At 67.3% G+C, this 23,042-nt stretch carries 17 protein-coding genes; 2 read left to right on the top strand and 15 right to left on the bottom strand.

What is annotated here, in order from left to right:
• From A6A29_RS27330 to A6A29_RS27355, 6 genes are all read right to left on the bottom strand, one after another.
• Complete coding sequence (locus A6A29_RS27330) at positions 1 to 435, bottom strand: hypothetical protein (RefSeq protein WP_073723774.1); 435 nt, start codon at positions 433 to 435, stop codon at positions 1 to 3.
• Between the two features lie 573 nt (positions 436 to 1,008).
• Positions 1,009 to 1,668, bottom strand: a complete 660-nt coding sequence (locus tag A6A29_RS44980) for a hypothetical protein (protein ID WP_073723776.1) — start codon at positions 1,666 to 1,668, stop codon at positions 1,009 to 1,011.
• A 52-nt stretch (positions 1,669 to 1,720) separates the two neighbouring features.
• Positions 1,721 to 4,066: a DUF6571 family protein gene (locus A6A29_RS27340; RefSeq protein ID WP_073723778.1), complete on the bottom strand. Its 2,346-nt coding sequence runs from the start codon at positions 4,064 to 4,066 to the stop codon at positions 1,721 to 1,723.
• 18 nt (positions 4,067 to 4,084) lie between these two features.
• Entirely contained in the window at positions 4,085 to 4,519 is a 435-nt protein-coding gene (locus tag A6A29_RS27345; protein WP_073723780.1) for a hypothetical protein, read from the bottom strand.
• 1,314 nt (positions 4,520 to 5,833) lie between these two features.
• Positions 5,834 to 6,340: a hypothetical protein gene (locus tag A6A29_RS27350; protein ID WP_073723987.1), complete on the bottom strand. Its 507-nt coding sequence runs from the start codon at positions 6,338 to 6,340 to the stop codon at positions 5,834 to 5,836.
• A 62-nt stretch (positions 6,341 to 6,402) separates the two neighbouring features.
• Complete coding sequence (locus tag A6A29_RS27355) at positions 6,403 to 8,484, bottom strand: hypothetical protein (protein WP_073723782.1); 2,082 nt, start codon at positions 8,482 to 8,484, stop codon at positions 6,403 to 6,405.
• Between A6A29_RS27355 and A6A29_RS44985 the strand changes: the two genes are divergently transcribed.
• Positions 8,483 to 8,659, top strand: coding sequence for a hypothetical protein (locus A6A29_RS44985; RefSeq protein ID WP_158074473.1), 177 nt, complete (start codon positions 8,483 to 8,485; stop codon positions 8,657 to 8,659). The two genes, A6A29_RS27355 and A6A29_RS44985, sit on opposite strands and share 2 nt — an antisense overlap.
• A 225-nt stretch (positions 8,660 to 8,884) precedes the next feature.
• On the opposite strand, the gene mycP is transcribed toward A6A29_RS44985, so the two are convergent.
• Entirely contained in the window at positions 8,885 to 10,243 is a 1,359-nt protein-coding gene (gene mycP, locus A6A29_RS27360) for a type VII secretion-associated serine protease mycosin (RefSeq protein ID WP_073723783.1), read from the bottom strand.
• A gap of 939 nt (positions 10,244 to 11,182) precedes the next feature.
• Between mycP and A6A29_RS43425 the strand changes: the two genes are divergently transcribed.
• Entirely contained in the window at positions 11,183 to 11,647 is a 465-nt protein-coding gene (locus A6A29_RS43425; protein ID WP_079183036.1) for a hypothetical protein, read from the top strand.
• Positions 11,648 to 11,768: 121 nt separating this feature from the next.
• Here the strand turns inward: A6A29_RS43425 and A6A29_RS27370 are convergent, their stop codons facing one another.
• From A6A29_RS27370 to A6A29_RS27405, 8 genes are all read right to left on the bottom strand, one after another.
• Positions 11,769 to 12,233, bottom strand: coding sequence for a hypothetical protein (locus tag A6A29_RS27370; RefSeq protein WP_079183037.1), 465 nt, complete (start codon positions 12,231 to 12,233; stop codon positions 11,769 to 11,771).
• A gap of 155 nt (positions 12,234 to 12,388) precedes the next feature.
• Positions 12,389 to 14,737, bottom strand: coding sequence for a xanthine dehydrogenase family protein molybdopterin-binding subunit (locus A6A29_RS27375; RefSeq protein ID WP_073723785.1), 2,349 nt, complete (start codon positions 14,735 to 14,737; stop codon positions 12,389 to 12,391).
• A gap of 94 nt (positions 14,738 to 14,831) precedes the next feature.
• Positions 14,832 to 16,658: a (2Fe-2S)-binding protein gene (locus A6A29_RS27380; RefSeq protein WP_073723787.1), complete on the bottom strand. Its 1,827-nt coding sequence runs from the start codon at positions 16,656 to 16,658 to the stop codon at positions 14,832 to 14,834.
• Positions 16,655 to 17,551: an FAD binding domain-containing protein gene (locus A6A29_RS27385; RefSeq protein ID WP_073723789.1), complete on the bottom strand. Its 897-nt coding sequence runs from the start codon at positions 17,549 to 17,551 to the stop codon at positions 16,655 to 16,657. Before A6A29_RS27385 ends, A6A29_RS27380 begins: the two co-directional genes overlap by 4 nt.
• 438 nt (positions 17,552 to 17,989) lie before the next feature.
• Positions 17,990 to 19,741, bottom strand: a complete 1,752-nt coding sequence (locus tag A6A29_RS27390) for a beta-N-acetylhexosaminidase (protein ID WP_073723791.1) — start codon at positions 19,739 to 19,741, stop codon at positions 17,990 to 17,992.
• Between the two features lie 4 nt (positions 19,742 to 19,745).
• Entirely contained in the window at positions 19,746 to 20,588 is an 843-nt protein-coding gene (locus tag A6A29_RS27395; protein WP_107468339.1) for a carbohydrate ABC transporter permease, read from the bottom strand.
• 41 nt (positions 20,589 to 20,629) lie between these two features.
• Positions 20,630 to 21,616: a carbohydrate ABC transporter permease gene (locus tag A6A29_RS27400; protein WP_073723795.1), complete on the bottom strand. Its 987-nt coding sequence runs from the start codon at positions 21,614 to 21,616 to the stop codon at positions 20,630 to 20,632.
• A gap of 2 nt (positions 21,617 to 21,618) precedes the next feature.
• Positions 21,619 to 22,923 carry an extracellular solute-binding protein gene (locus A6A29_RS27405; protein WP_073723797.1) on the bottom strand — a complete coding sequence of 435 codons (1,305 nt, stop codon included), beginning with the start codon at positions 22,921 to 22,923 and terminating at the stop codon, positions 21,619 to 21,621.
• Between the last annotated feature and the right edge of the window lie 119 nt (positions 22,924 to 23,042).

The following is a 23,042-nucleotide window of genomic DNA, read 5'->3' on the forward strand; positions in this document are numbered from 1 at the left end:
TTACTTCAGATACTCACTGAGCTTGGAGACCGAGATGAGATCCCCGGCGATCTGGACATCGTCCTTCTGGAGAGACGACGTCGTGTAATTGAGGTGATTCGAAATCTGCGCACACGCGTCGAGCAGCGTCTTCAGATGCGTGTTCCACCGGTCATGGACCTTCAGAAGCCCCGACCCGCTCTCGAAGTTCCCGTTGGTGAGCGCGATGGCCGCGTCGAACGTCGAAGGACGGGCATGATCACCATCCTTCGACACCCGGGTCCGCAGACCGTACGCCTCGTGCCCGATAGCACCCAGGTTGTCCTTGTTCACCGCAAGATCCGCGGTGACCGGCCCACCGGGCCCTCCCGGCTCCGCCGGCACACCGTTCAGCCGCATATCGACCCGCTGCGTCGATTCGACACGAAGCGTCGCCCATTCTGAGTCGAACGTCACGTAATCCCCCGTACTCAATCCCAGATGCCACCGAAGCCTGCCGCTCCGCTACCAATGACACCCACGCTAGCGGCTCAGTTTCGGCCAAGTCACGTCGGGACGAGATCACTTTCCGCCCCCAAACGCATAAAGCCAGGCAGACGGTTCCATTTCCGATGGCCACTCCACGGCGCGCCGCCTTCCCCCGGAACGAACCGCTCCACCACCCCGCCCACCCCGCCCGGCCCACGACGGAGCACCACCCTGTCGGCCGCCACCCAGGGAGGCCCACCCTCGCGGACACCGGATCACCGGATCACCGACACAGAGTCCACCGAAGTCGCTCACGCGGGAGAGCGTCCGCTCAGAGATGACGACACCCACCACTCACCGGATGCCGATGCCCGTGCAGCCGGACCGACGTCCCGTCCCACCCGGCAGCCGCGACGGTGTCCGGTCAGACCACCTGTCGAATCCGATATCGGACAACGGTGCCGACGGCTCGCTGCCGGCGCTGTCATCCGCTCAACACAAACGGTCAGACCGCTCGATCCGAGCGGCGTCCCTGCCATACGGACTCAGCCCCCACAAGCCCTACGGCAGAGGCTGAAGGTCCGGATCCAGCTTCTCGGGCAGCCCGGCGTTGTTCTCGCATTCGAGCTCCTTGGCGACGGCGAGGGATGCGGCATGCAGAACGGTCAGATTGGCCGCCAGGTACTCCACCTCCGCCCCTCGATCCTTCCCGGCCCCGAGCGCTCCCGCGATGCGCGCCGGACGCTCCCGCGACCCCTTGAGCAGGGGACTTGAACACTCGAAATAGAGGGATGCAGAAGCACGCCCCGCCGTGGCCTCCTTGCCCACAGCAAACAGACGGCCCCCGCTATCGAGATTCGGATCCCCTACGTCCCGCGGCGCATAGTTCCAGAATGAGATCCTGGCAACGTTGCGAGGATTTACGCCCTCAGGGCTCATTTCACATAGTTCTTTCCTGGACGACCAGCTGCGGCCCGACGCGTGACCATCCCTGAGCGCCTCGACCACCCGATCCATGCCCTTGGTGTCCGACCGGTCGAAGGATGCGGCACCCACGACGGATTCGACCGTCTCCTCCAACGGCCCGGCGAACACGCCCCCGCACACTTCACCCGCGCCGACATACGGCGGCTCCGGCCTCCCCTCGGCCCCGCAGGCAACTGCGCTGGCCCCAACGACCAGCAGCAGTGCCGTTACTGTTAGCGCATTTTTCGCCCGCACCGCTCACGCTCCATTCGCCCTCGCACCCTTCACCACCCGGCGCGCCCTGCGGTCAGCCGGTCTCAGGGTCACTTCCCTGCTGATTCTCCCGATCGTTCCCAGCCGCGTATCCGATCCGCATCGATTCCTTCAGATCCTGCTTGAATTTACTGTCCACGTCTGCCGCGTGATAATTCAAAAACCTTTCCATGGGTGCCTCTGCCATGTATTCACCGGCGAAGTAGATCCTCTTCCTCTGCTCCTCGTTAAGGTCTTCAATCTTCTCCTTGTTCTCATCAACCGAGTTGGCGGAGACATCACCAATGACCTGTCCGATGAGTTGCTCCATACCGGCGGCAGCGGTATCAGTAGCCAACGGGATAAGAACCGCAGCGGCACCCACAGCGGCAGTAACCGGGAGAAAGGCAACACCAGCAACAAGTGCCGTAGTGGCACCGAACTCAACCCATCCAGATCGGGCTGCTACAGCCTTCTCGTATTCCTCGTGCTTCTTCTGGTACTCCGCCCCGACCTGGTCCGCCCTCGACTGGTCGAGCATTCCCTGCACTTCGGCACCGGTGCCCACGGCCGCCCGTGCACCACCGATGTCAATCTTCCCGCTATCGCCGACCTGTGTTTCCAGCACGCTGGTTGTATAAATCTGCTCCGCTTTGGAGATCGTCGCATAAGCGTCAGGGTGCTGCCCAAGGACACTGAGAAAATCGCGTGCGATGGAGCGACTTTCCGTGCCGTTGAGATCGTCAAATTTCAGATGCCCGTCCAGGTTCCTACTGGGCGCGAAGACACTGTCATTCTCGTTCTTCTCCAGGGCCCAGTTGATGTCGTCGATGTACCCGGCGCCCATGACTCCCAGGCTGTCCGCCATCGCCTTCTGCTCATTGAGGAGCCCCGCGTCCGAACCGTACTTCTCCATGACCTGCTGCATGATCGCCGCATTGTCGGAGTCCCGCACCACCTTCGCATCCGGGCTGTCGTACGGATACCCGAGGGTCGCCGACTCCAGAGCATGCCCGAGCGCGTCCGGCATGTACTGGCGGGTCGCATCAGAAGCACCTGGGTTGTCAAGGCCGGTGTCCGGGAACGACTTCCATTTATCGTTACCGAAGAAGTCAAGATACTTCTCAATCGGCTCACCGCCCTCCCCTTTACCCAAGTCCGCCGTACCCTCTTTATTGACCGTGCCGTCATCGTTGTACGCAGTCGGGTCATCGGTGAAGAACTTCTTTGCGGCATCCGGACTGTGACCCAACGCCTCCAGCATCGCTGTGGTCGGATCGAAACCGGATCCATTCTGCGCCGAAGGGTTGAACGGGTTTCCCACGTAGGCAGTGGCCTGATTGGTATTCGCGAAAAAGTTTGGGTTCTTCTGGTGCAGCTGCATAACATGCTCGGCAATCGGGTTGAGGAACTTCGCATCATAGTTCCCGTACCGCATAATCCCACCCAGCAACTGATAACCATACGCACCACCGCGGTCATTCTTGGCCAGCGGAATCTGCTCCGTACCCAGCCTGCGCAGCTCCGGCCCCCATTCGACCGAAAATGCCTTGTCGTGCGATGCGGTAGCCAGGTTCAGGCCTAGGTTGCGCTGGAGTGCCTGGACATCTGCCAGCCGCTCCTTGTCCACCTTTCCGTACTCGTGCGCGCTCGTCGAGAGTTGACCGAAAAAGGTGAGCGATTCCTCGGGGCCGAGTTTTTCATAGAACGCCTTAGCGAACTCAGGGGACTTCCCTCGTTCGCGCAGCACTTCATTCAGCGATTGCAGTTCCGTATGTGTGATGCCTGGACCCTTGGATGCCAAATTGGCAGCATAGGCCGCCTCCTCCTGGTCCAGGTTCTTGTACTTGGGTGCACTGAAGTCACGCCCCTCGGAGACGTTGGCCTCAAGTGCCCGCTTGACCGCCGCATCCACGTCATTGCAGTTGTCCACGATGACATCGACCTTCTTCTGCCACATCTCGACGGCTTCCCGCTGATTGCGCAGGAGTTCGGCGTAGTCGGGCTCGCGCCGTGCAGCATCGTCCTTACCCAGCGGGTGGCGTGCCGTCACCTTTCCTTTAGCATCGACATGAATGCCCGCCGCGCGCCCTTCGTCATCTCGGATGTTCACCAGGTCATCCCTGGCCTTCTTGATCGCCGTATGGGCCTCGTTCAGGATCTTCTTGACACCCTTGGCCTCAGCAGCGGCATCCTTGAACTCCTGGGCGGTCTTCCCGATGAACTTCTTGGTGATACCCGCATTGACGCCTTCCCACTCTGCCTTGTCCGCCTTGGCCTTCATTCCCTCTTCGGCAGCGGTGGCCAGCTTGGTCAGCTTGGCGAACATTTCGTCCCAGTCGTCCGCGGCGGCCTTCAGCTGACTGACAGGCGCATCGACGATGTCCTCGTACTTCAACATGATCTATTCCCCTGCGGATTACTTCATGTACTCGTTGAGCTTGGACACCGAAATCAGATCGGCGCCGATCTGGACGTCATCCTTCTGGTGGGCCGACTTCGTGTAATTGAGATGATTCGAAATCTGAGCACACGCGTCGAGCAGCGTGTGGCGGTGCGTGTTCCACTGGTCGTGGACCTTCAGAAGCCCCGATCCGCAATCGAAGTTCCCGTTGGTGAGCTTGGTGGACGCGTCGAAGGTGGAGACGCGGGCACAATCACTGTCCGCCGTCAGTCGCGTCCGCAGAGCGTATGCCTCATGTCCTATGGTGGCCAAGCTGTCCTGGTTGACAGCGAGATCGGCGGATGATGGCTCGTCTGGACTACCCGGCCCCGACAGCACACCGTTCAATCTCATATCGACCCGCTGCGTCGATTCGGCACGAAGCGTCGCCCATTCTGAGTCGAACGTCACGTAATCCCCCGTACTCAATCCCAGATGCCACCGAAGCCGATCGCTTCTTCCCTAAGCGCAACCACGTTAGTCGCTCGGCATCGGCTCCCACAGCCCAGAATGAGACCACTTTCCCGCGCCAACTACATATAGCCATCCGCAGGGTTACGTTCCGGCCGCTCCGCCTCTACCCGAAACAGCACCGAGGGTGGTGGGACGTCGCATCACGCGACGTCCCACCACCCTCGTCTGGCTCGCCCCGCCCCGCCCGGCACCTGTACGCGTCAGGAAGTACGGGGAGACCCGTTCACACTGACCCGTTCCTTGAGGTTTCCTCGGGAGAACGGAGTGGCCGCCAGCCGCCTAAGGCTTCCGCCACTCCGCCAACCTCTCAGTTACCTGCTCCCGACTCACAGAGATTCCGACGCGCAGACGGCTCAGTAGACCGTCCGATATCGGCACCGCGCCGCTTCGGTACAAGTCAGCCCCGGGGATCCTGCCCGGGAGTGCCGCCGTATGGCGGGTTGGGCGGAGGAGGACTCGGCAGCGGCCCGTAGCCCAGGTGCGGAAGTTGAGCCTGCGGCTGTTGCTGGTACGCGGGCGGCGCCTGCCCTGGGTACTGCGGCGGATACGGAGCAGCCGGCGGTGCTGCGGCTGCGTTTCGGCGACGCGACCGGACGGCCACGACCGCCACACCGGCACCAACAAGAACGGCCGCAGCGCAGCAACCTCCCCGTCGAAGCTCGGAGATCACTTTGGTCAGCGGCGGAGGCCGGGGGTGCTCGGGGTCGCCGCTGATAACCGTTCTGTTCCATGAGCGGGAGTGGGTCGCTCGTCCACTCCCGCTCGCTGCGCTCGTCCCGAAGCGTGTTGGGCGAGGTGGGTTGCCGCTTTCGCGTCCCGCCGACGGCACCACTCGTGGTGGTGGGCCGGTCCGGGGTGGTCGGATTCCCTCATGCCCAAGGGGACGGGGTGTGCGGCCGAGGCCGTCCGATGCCCCATGCGATCGCTCAGGTCACATGGGGCGGTGCCGCCCGTCGCCGCGCCCCATAATCCTGGGCGCGCCTTCCGATCACCATGCCTGCGGCATCATCCCAGGCGGTCTGTTGCGTGGGGGTGGTCAGGGGGTCTTGCCAGTGCTGAGTGCCCCACCTGCTGGTGCAGGCCGGATCGACCGCGATCACCGTGATGTCCTGTGCGGCGGCCATTGAAGTCAGCCGAGACGCGAGGTACGCCGCGGGGGAGCGGGGGGATCAGGGCGCGGAAGCGTTTCCTGCGGCCATGCTTCTCACGGGACGGCGTACCGGTGACCGAGTCACAGGGACGCTGCCCGACTCAGGCGCAGCCCTGGGCCTGGACCGCGGCCGGAACGAAATCATCGGCGAATTTCGACAGAGCCAGACCACGTTCCGCGGAGTCCTCCGGCGATTGATTGCTGCCTACCAATTCCACCAGAACGGCATACCTCCTGGCGGAGTCCTCATAACGGCACGGTTTCACGGCAACCGCCAAGCTGTCCCTGATCAACGCGCCGCTTTCCAGTGCGCTGGGCGAGGGCCTGGAGTCGCCTCCCAGGCGCATGCTCCAGTCGGCCGACTTGAAGGGATCTGCGTCGGCCGCCAGAAGGTCTCCCTTCACACTCAGCGAGAAGTCCGAGTCGACCGAAAGCGTGCAGGAGAGCCGTTCGGACCCGACATCAAACTTTCGCTCCGTGATCTCCTTGCCATCCGGCAGCAATGGGGCCAGGGCATCCGCGTCGATTTCGATCCCGCAGAGACGATCGGGTACGGCGTACCCACGGCCACCGTCGTCGCCGCACGATGTCAGGGCCAGAATGGCCATGCCCAGACCGACGGCCACCGTGTACCGGGTGGAGCGTCGTACGCTCCGGTGCGTTCGAGTGTTCACTGATCCCCCGAGAGTCCACGGGCCCTGGCGTTTCCGTCGAACGCCGCCGCATTGATGTCAGTTGTCAGGGTGTAGGCATTCTGCCCGTGGGCCGGGTTGACCGCCGACCACTGACGGGCCAGCTCCGAGAGCTGCTGCTCCCGCTGGGTGAAGACCTTGCCGTTCTGCTGCTGATTCTCGTCGTCGATACGCCCCTGCTCCTCCAGCTGCCACCGATAGGCGAGGGCATCCACTCCGCGCTGGGTGGCATCGCCGACCACCGGGATGAAGTTTGCGGCGCCTCCGAAGCCGTGGTAGAGCCACTTGGCGTCCCAGGAAGGATCCCTCTTGTCGGTTTCCAGTGCCTGGTAGCGGGCTTCCTCAAGGAATCCCGTAGTCTGCCCGGCCCTCACCAGGGTCTCCTTGGGGTCCGTGGGACGGTCTTGGTGGATGTCCCGAACCATCTCCTGGTTGAGGGCCTCATTGAGGACGCCGTACGCCTGCTGATCACGTGAGACCTGCTTTGTCACCTCGATCAGATCATTGCGGTCAAGGAGCTTCGGGTCGTTCGGATCATCGGCCTGGGCGCTTGCGGAGTAGTGCACTTCATCGGAGTGATTTCCCAGAACCGTGGCCATGTCCTGCCGCATTTCCGACGGAAAGTCATCGCCTGCTTCGGCTATGTACTTCATCGAGCGCTCCAACACCTCCCGGTGCTCGGGAGTGTGCGGCACGACCTCGCTGCCCGGGTCGTGGGGGTTCATACCTGTGGCGGCCGCGAGCAGCGCCTTACCCGTTGCCGCATTGGCGTGATTCGAATCGCCGCTGTTCAGCGGGGTGTCGTCGAACGTGTCCCGCTTCCCCGAGAGGAGGTACTGCGCGTTGTCGTTCGGTTCCTTCGCATTGAAGAAATCGGTCGCTGCATCGGGGCTGTTGGACAGTGCGGTCATGAACCCGGTCATCGGGTCGCGGCCGAATTCCTCACCCATGAAGTTGAGCTTGGGAACAGCAGGTCCGCCCAGCGAGTTCTCCCAGTAGTGGGAGGGCAGCTTCATCTTCTGTTCCGTGGAGACCAGCGCGTTACCGTATTCCTTGAGGAACTTGTCGTCGTAGTCACCGACCCTCATGAAATTGCTCATGATCTGGAAGCCGTAGGCCTGAGAACCCTTGGTCTGGATCCGCTCGTCGCCGAGCTTCACCATGTCGCGCTCCCAGCTCTGCATCGCCGGGCTGTCCGACTGTGTGGCGCCCGCCAGCACCAGGCTGAAGTTCTTCTGCAACTCGGCCATGTCTCCCCGGTGGTTACGCACCAGATCACCGCCGTCGTTCGGATCGGCGAGGTCCGCCCAGAAGTCGAGTGTTCCGCGCGGCCCGAGCGTGGTGGCGAACGTCTCCTGGAAGAGCGGATCATCCTTGTACTTCGCCAACTGCTGACTGAACCGGTTGAACTCCTCGGGCGACATATCGTCGCCCTTGGTCTTCGCCAGCAGCGCCATGTCCTCTGCCGCCTTGGTGGCCGCGCGCTCCTCACCGAGACTGTCGTACGCGGGAGCGTCGAAGTCCTTACCCTCGTTGACGTTGGCCTCCAGGGCCCGCTTGAGCGATACGTCGGTCTCGTTGCAATTGTCGACGATCAGGTCGATCTTCTTCTGCCACGCCTCAAGCGAATCCCGCTGCTTGCGCAGGAGTTCGCTGTAGTCCGGGTCGTGCCGCGCCGTGTTGTCGTTCTCCAGCGGATGCCGGGCCGTGACCTTGCCCTTGGCGTCGACATGGATGCCCGCCGCCGGGCCGTCGACGTCCCGGACAACCACCAGGTCGTCCTTGGCCTTCTTGATGGCGGTGTGGGCGTCCTCAAGGATGAGCTTGACACCCTTGGCCTCGGCCGCCGCGTCCTTGAATTCCTTCGCGGTCTTGCCGATGAACGCCTTGGTGATACCGGCGTTCTCGCCCTCCCACTCGGCCTTGTCCGCCTTGGCCTTCATTCCGTTGGTGGCATCCTCGGCCAGCCGGTCCAGTTTGGTGACCATCTCCGACCAGTCGTCCGCGGCCGCCTTCAGCTTGTCGACCGGTGCGTCGACGATGTCCTCGTACTTCAGCATGATCTTTTCCCCGTGGTTACTTCAGATACTCGTTGAGCTTGGACACCGAGATCAGGCCGCCGATCTGGACGTCGACCTGAAGTGGTCGGCGGCGCTGTGCCACTACGGTTTCATCGTGCGCGGCCTGCAGAGGCTGCAGATCGAGACGCCGCTCGGGCTCCTCGTCCAGGACTGAAAGCCGGGCTCGCAGGGCTAGGGCTGCCGGACCCGGCTATCCACAGGGGCCGACCACCTTCACCGCAAGGTCTGGCTCAGCTCACCACCGAACTCGGCGAGCTCAGGCACGACCTTGTGGCGGGCCGCCCGACCGGACGAGCACGAAGACAGCCGTCGCTCCGGCCAGGAGCCCGACTCCCGCATGAAGTCGTCGTGGACACCGGTGCCCGTGACGGCGACGGACTCAGGTGCGCGGGCCCTGTGCAGGCGGGCCGCCGTACGGGGGCTGGCCTTCCGGCGCTCCCGGGGGCGGGCCGTAGCCCGGGTAGCTCAGCTGACTCTGCTGATACGGCGGTACGGCGGAAGTAGCCGCACTACGGCGGCGAGACCGGACGACCGTGACGGCCACCACGCCACCAATGAGAGCGGCCGCCCCGACACCGAGTCCGACCCAGAGCGCCGTGTTACCGGCCTCGTCGTCGGCGGCGGGGGCAGCGGCTGCCGGGGTCTCGTTCGCCTCCGAGCCGCCCTTGGCTGGCGACGGCTCGGCAGAAGGCTTGGCGGACTCGGCTGCGGCGAGGTCGGGAAGCGGGTAGACATCGGCGGGACCGGGGTCGCCCGGGGTCTTCAGGGCGATGCGGGGGCGGACGATGCCATAGCCGATGGCGTCGGTGCGCTCATCACCGCTGACCGGCCCACCGGCCGTGTTGAGCATGACGCGCAGCACCTGGTTATTGGTCCAGTCGGGATGCTTGGACCAAATCAGGGCGGCGGAGGCAGAGGCAAGGGCACTGGCATCACTGGTGCCGCGAGATTTACAAATTCCTGTTTCCCCCCCGCATGCGTGGACCATCTCCACTCCAGGAGCAGCAAGGTCCACTTGGGTTCCGTACTGAGATTCCTTAGATCTTTTCAGATCTCGATCAATAGCGCTTACTCCAACAACTCCAGGCGTTGCCGAAGGGTATTGCGCAAGATTCCCGGAATTTCCAGTATTTCCTACCGCAGCAAAAATGAGCGAGCCCTTTTCGAGGGCATACTTCACGGCGTCGGACAGCTCTTGCGATCCGGCCTGATTACCCTGAGAAACGTTGATTACCTTGGCACCACTGTCAGCCGCGAATCGGATACCAGCAGAAACATCTTCGCTAAAGTTCTTACTCCCCGTAGCACCGTTGACCTTGCCAGCGTCATCTCTCATACGGATAGGGAGAATCTTGACCCCAGGAGCCAGTCCGAAGGCGCCGTTGCCTCCATTCGATTTGCCGGTGCCAGCAATCAGGCCAGCCATCGCTGTGCCATGTGTGTCGTAGTCATCCCGCTCGTCACCCGGTGACCCAGGAGAAAGATCCTTGCCTTTGAGAACCTGTCCGAGCAGATCGGCGTTTGAAGCATCCACACCGGTATCAATCACCGCAACGGTCACGTCCGCGCCGGTGCTCACCGCCCACATCTCTTCAGCCTTCATGGCATCCAGATGCCACTGATCCCCTCGCACCGAGTCCGCCGATGCAGGAGCAGCGCCAACCAGCAGCAGAACCAACGCAGTGGATGCCACAGTCCCTCGCCGAGCAACTACCTTGCGACTACTGCTGGTACGCATTCATTTCCCTTGAGTGATTTCTTGCCTTAGTCGATGACCGGAGGCACGACACGGCGGCCGCCCTGCTGCCAAGTCTCCTCGTCCTCCAGCAGGTAATCCGGCCTGTCGCTGCCCTCATCACGACGTGACTCACCTGAACGCGGCGTCACCCCGGCGCCGCCTCGACCCATCGGGCCAGAGGCATGGCCACCGTCAGATGAACCACGCACCAAACCAGTTCCGCCGGGTGTGAACGGGCGGGCATTGGCGCGACCGGGCTGCTGCGGTCGCCCTCCAACGATTCCACCGGTCTCACCTGCAAGGCGTCGACCGCCAACAATGCCGCTCTGGTTCGCGCCACCGCCACCCATAGCCGGACCATGCCCCATGGGTGCACGCCCCCCATGGGTGTTCTCATTGCCGATGACATTCCCGCGGGGAAGTCCGCCCATCGGTCGGCCAGAGGTTTGAGGGACCTGGCGACCGCCTGAAATTCCGTTTGTAGCGGGCGGCCGGGTGGTAAGGCCCGGGCCCGGGTTTCCCAAACCCGACACGGGCGGACGAACAGAAGGGGAAACCCTGCCCCCACCGCTTGTCGAGGGAGGCATAGCGGGGTTCCTACCGACAGCGGGCGGCGGTGCTCCCACTACCGGCGGATATCCGCCATCAGGCTTGCCGCCACTCGGCAAGCTGGGCGGAGTCGTCGACGGCACCGTTGGAGTGTCAGGCAGCGTAGCGACACTGTCGATCTCCATGCCCACCGGCCGTGGCACAGTTGCGTGCGACAAGGGGGATGACGTAGGCACGCCTGGCGGTGTTACTTGGCCGTCTGGCGACTCAGGGCCATGTGCGTACGTCGTAGCGCTCCCTGTGAAACGTCCGGCGGCTCCGCCCGTACCCGCTCCCCCAACTGCGTAGTTCCCACTCTCACTGTCCAGATTTCCCTGATTCTCCGGCACAATGATCGCCGGCGGCGGCGGAAACACCGGCTTCTCAAGGCCCTTTATCTGCGATGACGAGAACGCGTACGACTCCGCCAGCTTCCGCATCTGCGCGGCCGCTTCCTGGCGGTTCGCCTCCTTGTCCGCGATCAGGGTCGCCGCGGCCTCCTGCGCGACCAACGACGCGTCCGGGTCGTTGCGCGCTTCCTTGGCCGCTGCCAGGTTCGCCGCCGCGCCGGCGTGGGTGCGGGGGATCGCCACCTGTGCCGAGGCGATCGCGTCCGAGGCCCTGGCCAGCCACTCCGACGCGCCCTCGCTGTACTTGCCCAGGCGCAGCGTCGAGTTGGCCAGGTCCGCGCTCCACGTGCGGAAGGCGTCGGCGCCCTCGCCCTTCCATTCCACCATCTGCGGGCGGACCTTCAGGTCTTCCGCGATCTTGCGGATCTCCGTAGCCGCGCTCAGCAGTCGGTCGGCCGCCCCCTGAACAGCGCCGCTGTTCGCCTGGTCCAGCCAGGCCAGCATCTGCTCATGAGACATGTTCTCGAACGACGTTCCCATATCAAGCCCCCGCTATCCCCGTGTCATGCCATTGATCGTCGTTGTCATCAGATGCCGTCACCGGTGGACTCGGTGGACGTGGGCGCCGGTGTCGACTTGCCATCGTGCTTCGACGGGTCGTAGGCCCCGCCGTAGTGCTGAGTCGCGTCCGCGCTGATCGCCAGCATGCGGCGCCGGATGTCGATGTCTAGGTTCTCGTAGCCGTTGTGGGAGGCGAGTACCGCGATGCCCATGCCCTCTATGGAGTCCGAGAGGAGCTTCGAGAGGGTCTCCAGCTCGGTGATGACCGTGTTGTACGTCGTGTACAGGCCGGTCGCCTCGGCCCAGCTGGGGTCGCCGAACTCGCTCCTGCCGACCGGGTCTTCGCCCAGCTTGTTCGGGGCGGCGGGGGACGCCTTGAGGTCCGTCAGCAGCTCGTCGATCCGATCGCGGAACTTCGTGAATGACGACAGTTCGGTGACCAGCTCGCCTACCGCGCTGTGCGCGGCCCCGATGATTGGTCCGAACGGCATCGCCGCGAATCCCGCTACGGCAGCCTCAGTCGGCTCCACAGCACCCTCCCCGTTTACAGCTGGCTACAGCTTTGGGGATCACTTTAGTCAGCATGACTGACAACTCGCACCCCTGGGTTGCACGTGCAACGCGGATCACATCGTCAATTGGCCATTCAGGACCTGGGTGTTGCCACTGCCGCCTGGGGCCGGACGGGCAGGCGGTTGACGGGGCGGCCGGTTGCCGAACGGACGGCGGCGGCCACTGCTGCCGGGGAGGTCACGACGGGGACGGCCGAGACCGGCTTGGCGCCGAAGGGGGCCACGACGTCGCGTTCTTCGATCAGTTTGACGATGCGAATGTCCGGAGCGTCCAGAGAAGTCGGAAGCGCGTACCCCGTGAGGTCGGGATGGCGGATCAGGCCACGGGCGGTGCGGAGGTTCTCCGTGAGGGCCGCGCCGATGCCCTGGGTGATGCCCGCCTCGATGCGGATCGCCAGCTGGGCGGGGTTGAGGATCCGGCCCACGTCCTGGGCTACCGCCATCTCGACCACCCGGATCGAGCCGAGCTCGATGTCGACGTCCACCACCGCGCGGATCGCGCAGAAGGCGAGGCCGACGAACGCGTCGCCCTGGCCGGAATCGTCGAGCGGTTCGGTGGGGTGCGGGCGGCACTGGGCGGTGGCCCAGAGTTCCTTGCCGTCCATCGCCTCCGTGACCGTCGTGGACAGGACGCCGTCGTACGAGGTGATCTTGCCGTCGGCGATCTGGAGAAGCTCGGTGGACATCCCGAACTTGTGGGCCAGCGGCTGGAGGAGCTGGGTGCGGACCATCTTGGCGGCCCGTTCCACCGCGCCGCCCGACACCCAGGTGTGGCGGCCGTGCGTCGCCGGGCCGGCCGGGGGCTGGTCGGTGTCGACCGAGGCGACGTGGACCTCTTCGATGCCCAGGGTCTCCTGGACGATCTGGCGGGCCAGCGTGGTGAATCCCTGGCCGGTTTCCACCGCCGCGCAGATGACCGTGGCGATGCCGTCGTGCACCCGGACCGTGGCCGTGGAGACCTCGTCCGTGCCCTCGGCACCCAGCATGTGGACCATGCCCACCGCGTACCCGACACCGCGGCGTACGGCGCCGGGCTCGCCCGCGCCCTCAGGGCCGCCGGGGAGCAGCCAGTCGTCCTCCGGGGAGTCCTTGGGCAGAGCAGGAAGGGGGAAGTCCCGTACGGCGCCAAGGAGTTCCGCCACGGGGGCCGGGCAGGTCACCGTCTGGCCGGTGGGCAGGATGTCGCCGGTGGACAGGGCGTTGCGCAGGCGCAGTTCCGCCGGGTCCAGGCCCAGCTTGGCGGCCAGCTTGTCCATCTGGCCCTCGTACGCGGCGCAGACCTGCATCGCGCCCTCGCCGCGCACATGGCCGGAGGGCGGGTTGTTCGTACGGACCGCCCAGCCCTCGATGAAGGCGTGCGGGACGACGTACGGACCGCAGGCGAAGGCCACGGCGGCGGCCAGGGATTCGGACGAGGAGTCGGCGTACGCACCCGCGTCCAGCAGGATCTGGGCCTCGACCTTGACCAGCCGGCCCGCCGCGTCCGCGTGGTGGCGGTAGCGCAGCAGCGTCGGGTGGCGGTGGGCGTGGCCGAGGAAGGACTCCTCGCGGGTGGCGGCCAGTTTCACCGGGCAGCCGGTGCGCAGGGCGAGCAGGCCGAGCGGGATCTGGAAGCCCGGGTCCTCGCGGTCGCCGGTCGCGCCGGGGACGCCCGTCACGACGATCTTCACCCGGTCCGCAGCCAGGCCGAAGCAGGCGGCGGCCAGGTCGCGGTCGGTGTGCGGGTCGGTGGACGCCGTGTAGATCTCCACGCCGCCGTCGGGCCGGGGCACGGCGAGCCCGGCCTCCGCGCCGATCGGGGCCGGGTCCTGGCGGCCGATGCGGTAGAGGCCCTCGACGATGACGTCGCCGGTGGCCTCCTCGTCGCCGTAGCGCAGCGGGATGTGCCGGATGAGGTTGCCGTCGGGGTGCAGGGGCTCGGCGGCGAACGCTTTCTCCGGGTCCGTGACCGGTTCCAGGACCTCGTACTCGACGGCGATGGCCGCAGCCGCCAGACGCGCCGTGTCCGGGTGGTCCGCGGCGACCGCGGCGATCGGCTCACCGTGGTGGCGTACCAGGTCGGACGCGAACACCGGGCGGTCGACGACCTGACGGCCGTAGGCGCTGTCCCCCGGCACGTCCTCGTGCGTGACGACGGCGCGTACCCCCGGCATCTCCGTGGCGGCGGAGGTGTCGACGGACAGGATCCGGGCGTGCGGGTGCGGCGAGCGCAGTATGGCCGCCCACAGCAGGCCCTCGGCCCACAGGTCGGCCGCGTACGGGAAGGTGCCCTCGGTCTTGGCGCGGGCATCGGCGGGCGGGAGCGAGGCCCCGAGGCCGATCGCGGGCGTCGCCTCGTCCGGGCCGGGGCCGCTGCCCGCGACGTCGATCCTGGGCAGGGTGGTGCTGGTCGCGTTGGCCGCGGTGGCTGCGTCGCTGCTCACGCCGCCTCCTTGTCGTTCGCCCCGCTGCGACGGCAGCGGATGGTGACCTGTGGTGTCGCGCCGTGGTGCTGTGCGGCGGATCCGCGTGCGTGCCTCACAGCCCGCCTCCCTGGTGCGGGTGGGGCTGCTGGACGCTGCCCGCTCCGGGCGCGGCCTGGTGCGGGATGCGCGCTTCGTCCTCGTCGTGCGCGGTGGTGGTCGCGGCCGCCTCGGCGCTCGCCTCGCGGGTCGCGACGACCTCGGCCACCGCGTCGAGCACGCCCCGGTAGCCGGAACAGCGGCAGAGGTTGCCGCAGAGTGCCTGACGCGTCTCCAGCTCACTGGGGGCGTGGTTGCCCTCCAGGAGGTCATGGACGGTCATGGCCATGCCGGGAATGCAGAAGCCGCACTGGACGGCCCCGCAGGTGGCGAGGGCCCGCTGGACGTCGGACGGCTCGCCGTCGACGGCGAGACCTTCGACCGTACGGACCTCGCTGCCCGCCGCCGTGGCCGCGGGGACCAGGCAGGAGGCGACGAGACGGCCGTCGACCTGGACGTTGCAGGCCCCGCATTCGCCCTGGGAGCAGCCGTCCTTGGCACCGGCGAGGCCGAGGCGTTCGCGGAGGACGTAGAGCAGGGACTCGCCGATCCACGCGTCGGTCACCGGACGGTCGACGCCGTTGACGTGCAGGAGGTAGGAGGCGGCGGGGTGCTCACTGGGGACGTCGGTGATCGCTTCGGTGACCGGTTCCGGTTCGGCGGTCTCGGCGGTCTCGTCGGTGAACGCTCCGGTCGTCTCCCCGACCGATTCGGTGACCGTTTCGGTGACCGGTTCGGCAGTCTCTCCGATGCCCGATTCGGTCGTCTCTTCATTCACCGGCTCGGTGATCGCTTCGGCAGCCTCTTCGGTGACCGGGTCGGCGGTCTCCTCAAGAGGTGCGTCGCCGGGTACGTCCCCGAGAGCTGTCCGTCCGGCGTACTCGGCGTGGCCCTCGTCGGATTCGGCCGCGGGCGCCGTGCGCTCGGCCTCTGCCGCCGTTTCCGCCACCTCGGGAGCGGGCTCCGGAGTCGCCCACGGTGCGGGTGCGCCGCCCGGCAGCGTGGCCGGGGGCGCGCTCTCCGCGTACCACTGGGACGCCTGTGCCGAGGCCATGAACTCGCCCGACTCGTCCGGAAGGTCGCCGTCCGCCACCGGGATCGTCCACTGGCCGGTGTGGCCCACGGCCTCGACGGGCACGGAATCCGGCGCACCCGCCTGCTCGGCCACGGGCTCGCCCGTGACCTCGCTGAAGTTCCACTGGGCCGTCGAGTGCGACGTCTCCTGATACGGCGACATGTACGGGCGCGACAGGTCCTGCTGATCCGAGTGCCGATCCGACAGGTCCTGCCGGCTCCGCACCTCGTGCTGGGGGTGCATGTCCTGCTGAGCGCGCATGTCCTGCTGAGCGCGCATGTCGTGCTGCGCCTGCATGTCCTGCTGGGCGTGCAGACCCTGCTGCGCCTGCATGTCCTGTTGGCCGCGCTCGTTTCGCTGACCGGGCAGGTTGTACTGCGGGGTGTACGCGCTCCGCTGACCCGGCAGGTCGTGCTGCTGGGCGTGCGCGTTCTGCTGGTTCGGGTCCGGCCAGTGCACCGCCCCGGGGGTCTCGTTCCGCGCCCGCGCCTCGGCCTGGGCCTGCTGGGTCTGTGTCTGCACGACCCAGCTGCCCGTCGCCGCCGGGTCCAGGCCCGCCGCCGGGGTCAGCGGCAGGATCATCGGCGGTACGTACCCGTGGCCGGGAGCGGCCAGCGGCGCGTTGGCCAGGTCCTCCGGCGGCAGGTGGACGAACGCGGTGGCGTCGGCGTCGTACTCACCGGTCTGCGGCGTCGGCTGCCAGGCTCCGTACCTGGGATCGGGCCCCTCGGGGTGGCCCTGGTGTTCGGGATGTTCCTCGTTGCTCACGACAGTGCCCTCCCCAGCGCGCGTCGGGCCAGCGCGGCAACGGTACGCCGCAGGTGCAGTACGGCCGGGGACAGCGGTGGCGCCTCTCCCCCGTCGGCCGGTGGTTCCTGGTCCGGGATGCAGGCCGCGGCGACGTACTCGCCGAAGGCGGCCAGCGCGTCGGGGGCCAGTCCGCGTTCGCCGTCCCAGTCGATCAGCGAGGCGATCCAGCGCTCGGCCTCCAGCGGCCGCAGCGGCATCGGCGCGATGGCGCCGACCGCGCAGCGCACGCCGCGCCGGGCCGGGTCCAGGACGATGGCGACGGAGGCCGTGGCGCGGCCCGGCCCGGTGCGGCCGGTCGCCTTCAGGAACACCTGGGGGGCGTGCAGCAGCGGTACGCGGACGAAGCCGATCAGCTCGGCGGGCTGGAGCATCTCCCGGCCGGCCAGCAGGTGCGACACCGGGATCTCGCGGCGGGCGCCGCCGGGACCCGCGATGACGAGTTCGGCCTCCAGGGCGGCCAGCACCGGCAGGGCGTCACCGGTCGGCGCGGAGGTGGCGATGTTGCCGCCGAGCGTCCCGGCGTTACGGATCTGGGGCGGGCCCGCGGCGCGCGCGGAGGCGGCGAGCGCGGGGATGAGGGCGGCGAAGTCGGGCCGCCCCATGCGTGCGTGGGTGAGTCCGGCGCCGAGCAGCGCGTGACCGTCCTGGTAGTGCCAGCCGCGCAGCTCGCTGATCCGGCCGAGGCCGACCAGTCCGGAGGGGCGCAGCAGCCCCTTGTTGACGGCCGCCATGAGGTCCGTGCCACCGGCCACGGGGACGGCGGCAGGCATGGCGCCGAGTGCCGCCACGGCCTCGTCTAGCGAGGCCGGCAGCGTCACCGACTGCATCGCCTGCGGTGCGTGCGTGGTCAACCCAGCTGCCCCTTCCCGGTGTCCCGGCAGTCCCGCCTGTTCCGCCGTACGGTACGTGCTCACAGCCCGGACGTGGCAACTCTGGCACATCTTCCGACCGGACCGACGCGAGGGTCCACGAAGGACGCATCCGTCCCTGACCAGAGGGTAAATCCGCTTTCGCACGTCTTCGGCGCAGAGTGTGAATTGCCACTCTTCGGCGAGGCTTGTACGACTTATTCGGTTCGTTCCGCACGTCGCGCACGTCGCGCACGCCTCGCGCCCGCGCGAATTCCCGTCTTCCGCGCGCCTTGCGCACACCTTCCGCACGCCGGCACCGCACCCCCGCACCGCACCCCCGTCCCGCACCCCCGCGCCTTCCGCACCCTCCGCGCCCGAGCGGGTCTTCGCGCGGGCGCGGAGGCGGAGCAGTGGCCGGAACTCGCCCGGCGCGGCGGCTCACACGTTCGGGGGCGGGCCTTCCAGCGGGCGTCCGAGGATGCCGGGGCGCCGCTGCCACGGCAACGGGCCGCCCGGCGGGCGGTAGTCGACGCCGAGGGCGTCGAGCCGGGCGTAGTGCGTGGTCATGCGGCGCTCGAAGTCCGCGAAGTCCCGGTCGACGGAGGCGGGCAGGGCCGACCAGGCGACCTCGGCGAAGGCCGCGAGCCTCGGGAAGACCTGGTAGTCGACGCGGGCACGGTTCTGCATGACCTCGGTCCAGACATTGGCCTGGGTGCCCAGGATGTGACGGGCCGCCTCCTCGGAGAGGCCCGGGGGCACGGGTTCGAAGCGGTAGACGTCCTCCAGCGTGCGGACGAAGCCGATCGGCATCGGCTCGTCGGGGCCGCCGTGCTGACGGTGGTCCAGATACACCTGCTGCTCGGGGCACATCACGACGTCGTGCCCCGCCTCGGCGGCGGCGATGCCTCCCGCGTAGCCGCGCCACGAGGAGACCGCGGCGCCCTGGGGGAGGCCGCCTTCGAGGATCTCGTCCCAGCCGATGAGGCGGCGCCCGCGCTCGGTGAGCCAGGTGTCGAAGTGCCCGATGAACCATGCCTGGAGCCCGTCCTCGTCGGCCAGACCGAGTTCGGTGATCCGGGCCTGGGCGGTCGGGGACTTCCGCCACTGGTCCTTGAGGCATTCGTCGCCGCCGACGTGGATGAACGGCGAGGTGGCGGCGGGGAAGAGTTCCAGGATCTCCTCGAAGACGCCCTCGAAGAAGCGCAGGGTGTTGTCAGTGGGGGCGAGTACGTTCGGGTTGATGCCCCAGGTGTCCCAGACGGAGAGGGTGGTGGTGTCGATGACGTCGGTGTTGCCCAGTTCGGGGTACGCGCTGATGGCGGCCTGCGAGTGGCCGGGGATGTCGATCTCGGGGACGACGCTGATATGCCGCTCCGCCGCGTACGCGACGATCTCGCGGATGTCGTCCTGCGTGTAGTAGCCGCCGTACGGGGTCTCGTCCCACAGTTCGGAGGCCCGGTGGCCGTATTTGGTACGGGCACGCCAGGCGCCGACCTCGGTGAGGCGCGGGTGGCGCTTGATCTCGACGCGCCAGCCCTGGTCGTCGGTGAGGTGGAAGTGGAAGACGTTCAGCTTGTGGGCCGCGAGGAGGTCGAGGTAGCGCAGGACCTCGTCCTTGGGCATGAAGTGCCGTGAGACGTCGAGCATGAGGCCGCGCCAGGTGAAGCGGGGGGCGTCCTCGATCTCCAGGGCGGGGATGCCCGGGTGCGGTTCCGCGGTCACCGGGGCCCGCCGGAAGGCGTCGGGACCCAGCAGCTGGCGAAGCGTCTGCGCGCCCCAGAAGACACCCGCGGCGCTGCCCCCGGCGACACGGACGCCGGATTCCGGGTCGACGGACAGCCGGTAGCCCTCGGGCGCCAGGTCCGGGTCGATCAGCAGCTCGACGGTGTTCCCGGCGCGGACGGTGTCCGCGCCACCCGCCGTATTCCCCGCGTTCCCGGCCCGGACAGTGCCCCCGCCACCCGCCGTACTCCCCGCGTGCCCGGCATGCCCCGCGTGCCCGGCGCCCGGCCCGCGCCCCGCGCCCGGCGCCAGGGGCAGGCCGAACGCGGCCCCGAGCGTGGCGCGCAGCCAGCGTTCCGTGTTCTCGGTGCCCGGAGCCGCGGTGATGGTGGTGGACCGGTCCGGAACGAATCCGCACCGCCCCGCGTCACCGAGGCGTCCGGGCGCCGGGATCAGGTCGATGGGCATGACGTCAGTCCTTAACCGCTCCGCCCAGTCCCGAGACCAGGCGTCGCTGTACGAGTACGAAGAAGACCAGCACGGGAATGGTCATCACCGTCGAGGCTGCCATGATCCCTCCCCAGTCGTTCTCGTCGGGCTTGAAGAACACCAGCAGTGCCATCGGGAGCGTCGACTGGGAGGTGTCGCTGATGATGAACGACTTGGCGAAGAGGAAGTCGTTCCAGGTCGTGATGAAGGAGAAGACGCTCGTCGCCACGAGGCCGGGGAAGACCAGCGGGAAGAGGATCTGCCACAGGAAGCGGGTGCGGCTCGCCCCGTCGATGTAGGCGGCCTCCTCCAGCGCCTCCGGGACCGCCTTGACGAAGCCGCGCAGCATCCAGATCGCGAACGGCAGCGAGAAGGCGAGGTGCGGCAGGATCAGCGAGCCCAGGGTGTTCAGCTGCCCGAAGTCCCGCATCAGGAAGAACAGCGGGATGGTCAGCGCCTCGACCGGCACCATCTGCGCGACCAGGAACATGATCAGCAGGGTGGTGCGGAACCGGAAGCGGAATCTGGTCACGGCCGTGGCGGCCAGGAAGGCGATCAGCGCGGACGCGATGACGACCGTGCCCGCCACGAGCAGGCTGTTGAGGAAGTAGCGGCCGAAATCCTGCTGTTCGAAGACCCGGCGGAACGAGTCGAGCGACGGGGACAGGGTCCAGGGGCGGGCCTCGGCCGACTGGATCTCGCCCGCCGGTTTCACGGCGGAGAGCACCATCCAGTACAGCGGGAAGGCGACGGCCGCGGCGATGAGCAGTGCGGCGGCCTCGGCGGCCAGCCTGCCGGGCCGCCGGATGCGCAGGGCGGAGCGCAGCCGGCCGCCCGCGGTGGCAGCGGTACCGGCACCGGTCGGGCTCACAGTTCCTCCCCCTGGCGCCGTACCAGGCGCAGATAGACCAGCGTGACGGCCAGCAGGAGCACCAGCATCACGACGCCGATCGCCGATCCGAGGCTGTACTGCGAGGACGCGAACGCCTTCTGGTACGCGTACACGTTGAGCACCAGGTTCTGGCCCGCGATGCCGCCGCCGTTGGTCATGACATAGATCTGGGTGAAGACCTTGAAGTCCCAGATGATCGACTGGATGGTGACGACGACGAGGATCGGGCGCAGCATCGGAGCCGTGACGGACCGCCAGATCCGCCACTGGGAGGCACCGTCCAGCGACGCGGCCTCCAGCACCTCGGTGGGGATGGCCCGGATGCCCGCGTACACGGTCACCATGACGAACGGGAACGAGCACCAGAGGACTTCCAGGAGCACCAGGGCGAAGGCGCTGTAGCGCCCGTACGTCCAGGAGAAGTCGCCGAGCCCCAGCACCTTGTTGACCGGTCCGAAGTCGGGGTCGAAGAGGAACACCCAGACGGTGGAGCCGGTGATCGCGGGTGTCGCCCAGGCGCCCAGCGCGGCCACCATCAGCGCGAGCCGGGGCAGGGCGCGGATCCGGGTCAGCAGGACCGCGAGGGCGCAGCCGACCAGCAGGGTGGCCAGCACGCAGACCGAGGCGAAGACGACGGTGGCGAGGAGGACCTGCCAGAACTGGCTGTCGTCGAAGAGGGTCGCGTAGTTGCCCAGGCCCTTGAAGGTGGTCGGCTCGCCACCGCTGACCTGGGCCTGGGTGTACTCCAGGAAGGAGATCAGGCCGAGTTGGTAGATCGGGTAGACCAGCAGCCCGGCCAGCAGGACCAGCGCGGGCAGCAGGTAGAGCCAGGGGGTCCAGCCGGGGCGCCGCGCGGGTGAGCCGGAGCGGCGCCGCCGGGGCGGGCGGCCGGTGACCGGGCCGTCGCGGCCGGGCGGGCCGGCCGGACCGGGAGACTTGTACGCCGTCGTGTCCGCGGTCATCGTCAGCCCGCGGCAGCGAACGCCGCGTCCATCTTCTTCGCCGCGTCGTCCGAGGCCCGCGCCACGTCCTTGCGGCCGCTGACGACCTCCTGGAACATCGTCGGCAGGACCAGCGAGGCGTCGATCTGGGCCCAGCCCGCCGAGGCCGGTACGAACTTGGCGCCCGCGCCCAGCGTCTGGACGAACGGCGCGACGAACGGCTGCTTCTTCGCGGCGTTGGCCAGCACGTCGGTGTACGTGGGAAGGAAGCCCATCGCGTCGAACAGCTTCGCCTGGGTCTGCTTGCCGGTCAGCGACTTCAGCAGGTCGACGGCGAGCGTGCGGTGCGCACTGCTCTTGAGTACGCCGATGTTGTTGCCGCCCGCGAAGGCGGGAGCGATGGATCCCTCGGCCACGCCGGGCAGCGGGACCACGGCGTACTTGCCCTTGACGGCGCCGGCCTCGACCGCCGCGTGGCTGAAGTCGCCGCCGATCGCCATGGCCGCCTTGCCGGAGGCGAAGGCGGTGACGGTGGCGTTGCCGCCCATGGAGGCGCACTTGGCGGCCGGGCAGTTGGCGTCGCCGAAGAGCGAGGTGTAGGCCTCGATGCCCTTGCGCGCCTTGTCGCTGTTGATGGCCGCCTTGTACGTACCGCCGCTCTCCCCGGCCAGTTCGCCGCCGTTCGCCCAGATGAACGGCATCGCCCCGTAGGTGTACGCGCCGCCGACCGCGAGACCGTAGAGGTCCGGCTTCGCCTTGTGGATCTTCTTGGCGGTGGAGATCAGCTCCGCCTGGGACTTGGGGGCGTCGATGCCGAGGTCCTTGAAGACGTCGGTGCGGTAGTAGAGCGCGCGTACGCCGACGAAGAGCGGGGCCCCGTACACCTTGCCGCCGACGGTGACGGACTGCCTGGCCGTCGGGTCGGTGTCCTTGGCCTCGTCCCAGGCGGCGAACTCCTCGCTGACATCGGCCAGTCCGCCGTCCTTCACGTATCCGGCGGTGTCGGTGTTGCCGTACTCGATGAGGTCCGGGGCGCTCTTGGGGTCGTTGAAGGCGGCCTTGATCCGCTGGGCGCGGGTGTCGACGGGTATGTACTCGATCTCGATCTTCGCGTCCTTGTGGCTCTTCCTGAAGTCGGCCACGGCCGCGTCGACGACCTGTTCCTTGGGCTTGTTGCCGACCTCCTGGAAGAGCCAGACGCGCAGCGTGCCGGACTTCTCGTCCCCCTTGGCGCTGGTGTCGGAGGTCTGCGGCGCACACGCGGTGGCGGTGAGGCCCGCCAGCACAAGCGCCGCGGCCGGGGCGGCAATTCGGGCAGATAACTTCATCCGGAACCCCTACAGATCGGTCGTTGCATCATGCGCAACGCGCGTTTCGTTCTGCACAACTGGCAGGAGGGTAGGTCCGGACCTGAGCGCCGACAAGTGGTCTCTACCACTCTGTGACC

It is taken from the genome of Streptomyces sp. TSRI0281, from assembly GCF_001905125.1.
Taxonomy (GTDB): domain Bacteria; phylum Actinomycetota; class Actinomycetes; order Streptomycetales; family Streptomycetaceae; genus Streptomyces.